At 70.5% G+C, this 2,531-nt stretch carries 3 protein-coding genes; all 3 read left to right on the top strand.

All coding sequences use genetic code 11. The annotated features are described in order from the left end of the window. Positions 1-526: 526 nt before the first annotated feature. The 3 genes from BLW04_RS25145 (at position 527) to BLW04_RS25140 (ending at position 2,292) form a co-directional block, all read left to right on the top strand. A complete protein-coding gene (locus tag BLW04_RS25145; protein WP_217631272.1) occupies positions 527-1,543 on the top strand; it encodes a YncE family protein in 1,017 nt (338 codons plus the stop codon). After that, the gene (locus BLW04_RS29280; RefSeq protein WP_256375513.1) at positions 1,540-1,668 is read left to right on the top strand and encodes a hypothetical protein; all 129 of its coding nucleotides are present in this window, start codon (positions 1,540-1,542) and stop codon (positions 1,666-1,668) included. The genes BLW04_RS25145 and BLW04_RS29280 overlap by 4 nt, the downstream gene beginning before the upstream one ends. A gap of 249 nt (positions 1,669-1,917) precedes the next feature. Continuing rightward, positions 1,918-2,292, top strand: a complete 375-nt coding sequence (locus tag BLW04_RS25140) for a hypothetical protein (RefSeq protein ID WP_091548347.1) — start codon at positions 1,918-1,920, stop codon at positions 2,290-2,292. Positions 2,293-2,531: the final 239 nt, after the last annotated feature.

Raw genomic sequence — 2,531 nt, 5'->3', positions numbered from 1 at the left:
CCGGCAGAAGATCCTGCGCCGGAGCTCAGGAACATGAGGTGATGCGACAGCCAGCGGTGCCCCAGATGAGGCCGCGCCGCCGCTAGATGGCCGAGGGGGTGGACGGCTGCGGTGAACCGGGCCACTCACCCACCGATGAGCCACCGGTGACCGTGCCCGCCGTGGCCGCATGCGCCGCGATCGGCCCCTGCTCGACACTCGCCCGCGTGACCGTTGCCCCGGCGGTGTAGGCGAGACCTGGAGCAGATCAACTCAGGTTCGGTTGCCTGGGCGCGGCAGGCCGACGCCCAGAAGGCGCCGGACGGGGCGTGGGCCACCCGCTTCTGTACGCGGAACGCGCTTTCTGTAGGCGCGCGCTCGAATGGTGGAGCGGTGCGGCTGATGGACTCGCGGCCGCTCTTCGGCGCGGATAGAGCCACATTGCGATCGCGTAACCGTGGTTGCAAGATGAACAGGTGCCCCTGCGTCCGCCCAGTTCCGACGGCCGATGGTGAACCGACCCTGGGCCTGGCCTGACCGTCGGCCATTGCTGATCATCGGCGCGGTGGCGGTCCTGGTCGCTGCTGTGATCGGCGTGCAGGTGGCCTGGCGGATGACTCGACCGGCGAGCGAACCGCTGCCGCTGTCCACCGTGGCCACGGTGCCCTTGCCCGGGCACGACAGCCGGTTCGACTACGCCGACCTGGATGCCGGCGCGCACCGACTGTTCCTCGCGCACATGGGTGACGGGACGCTGCTGGAGCTGGACACCCGGACCAACACGGTGATCGCGACGGTGGCCGACCTGCCCACCGTGACCGGGGTGATCGTCGTACCCGAACTGCACCGCGTGTTCGCCAGCGCCGCTGGCGCCGGCCAGGTCGTCACCATCGACGAGGACACCGCCACCGTGCTCGCCCGCGCCCCGGCCGGCAGCTTCCCCGACGGCCTGGCCTACGTGCCGACCACCGGACAGGTGTGGATCAGCGACGAGGACGGCGGCACCGAAACGGTCCTCGACGCCCGGACCGGCCAGCCCGTGGCCACCGTGCCGCTGGGCGGAGAGGCCGGCAACGTCCGCTATGACCCCGCCGGCGACCGGATCCTGGTCGACGTGCAGACCGCCGACCAGATCGCCGTCATCGATCCGCACACCCGGACGATCCTCAGTCGCGCTCCTGTTCCGGACTGCGACCACGACCACGGGCTGCTCGTCGCCGACGGGCGCGCGTTCGTCGGCTGCGACGGCAACAACAAGGTCATCGTGTTCGCGCTGCCCGGCTTGACAGAGCTCGGCGCCCTCGACGTGGGAGATGGGCCCGACGTCCTGGCCATCGACCCGGCCCGCCAGCTGCTCTACGTCGCCGCCGAATCCGGTGAGGTCACCACCGCCGATCTCCGGCCGGCTGCCGGTCGGGTGACCGGCCGCGCGCACCTGGCCGACAACGCTCACGTCGTCGCCGTCGACCCGACCACCGGTCGCGCCTACTTCCCCGTCCCGGACACCGGCGCCGGGCGTCCCGGCCTGGTGATCACCACGCCCGACCAGGAGGGACAACCATGATGCGGGCGACCGGCACCCGGCTGCGCGAACTGCTCGACCGCTCTCCCGTAGCGCAGGTTGCGCTGCTCATCCTGGCGATGGTGGGCGCCATGCTGCTCGCCGAATACACCGGTCTCTTCGGCTGACCGCGGCGGACGCCGCGGCCGTCGATGTGAAACACGAAGGTGTGCTCGCTCCCCCACATCAGCCGGGGCCCTCCCCACTCGAACACTGTTGCTCCTGTCCGGCTACCGCACGCCCCATTGCCAACCTGTCGTCGAACAGTCGTACCCACCGCGCCACCGGCGCGGTGAGCTCACAGCCCCCAACCCGGGTCGTGGCGGCCGCGAGCACCGCTACGGCGTCACACCGGCCCCGACCACGAGGACAATCGAATGAACACACCGGTCGCCGAAGCCGCCGGAACCTTCGGCGTCGGGCACATCGCGCTCACCGCCGCGATCACTGCGGCGCTTGCACTCGCCGCCGCCGTGTGGCGGTTGCCGCGCGCCATGCTCATCGACCAGCTGGCCGTAGGGGTCATCGCCTTTGCTGCGGTGCTGCTGTGGCGCCTGTCGGCGAACATGCCGGAGCTCAACAACGATGGGCTGCCCGGGTTCTCCGCCAACGACTGGCTCGCCCCCCTCCTCACCTACATCACCCTGGCCGGCTACGCCGACCTGCGTGCGCCGGCCGACCCGCGCCGCTTCGCCCAGGCCCGCGCCCTCGCCACCATCGCCGCCCTCGCCGTCAACGTCGTCACGATCTGACCCATCAACAGGTCCCGGCAGTGACGACGAACAGGACCCCGTCACCACCGGCAGATCCGATGCCCCGACAGGCCGTCACCCCGATCGGCACCCGGCACCGCGCCTATGTCGGGACAATGCACTGCTGCCGGGAGCGCCCAAAACGGGCTCTTCACGATCCAGGGTGTAGTCGGGGTCTGAAGCCGCCGGTCTCCAGGAGTGATCTGGCGATGTAGTTGGTCAGGTTGCGGAATCCGAGG

The organism is Modestobacter sp. DSM 44400 (assembly GCF_900107175.1).
In the GTDB taxonomy this organism is placed as follows: domain Bacteria; phylum Actinomycetota; class Actinomycetes; order Mycobacteriales; family Geodermatophilaceae; genus Modestobacter.
The sequence above is the reverse complement of the archived record's forward strand: the minus strand, read 5'-3'. Positions and strand labels throughout refer to the sequence as shown.

Excerpts from the sequence above, each read along its gene's own strand:
- BLW04_RS25140 (WP_091548347.1), top strand. The coding sequence starts at position 1,918 with ATGAACACACCGGTCGCCGAAGCCGCCGGAACCTTCGGCGTCGGGCAC.
- BLW04_RS29280 (WP_256375513.1), top strand. The coding sequence starts at position 1,540 with ATGATGCGGGCGACCGGCACCCGGCTGCGCGAACTGCTCGACCGCTCT.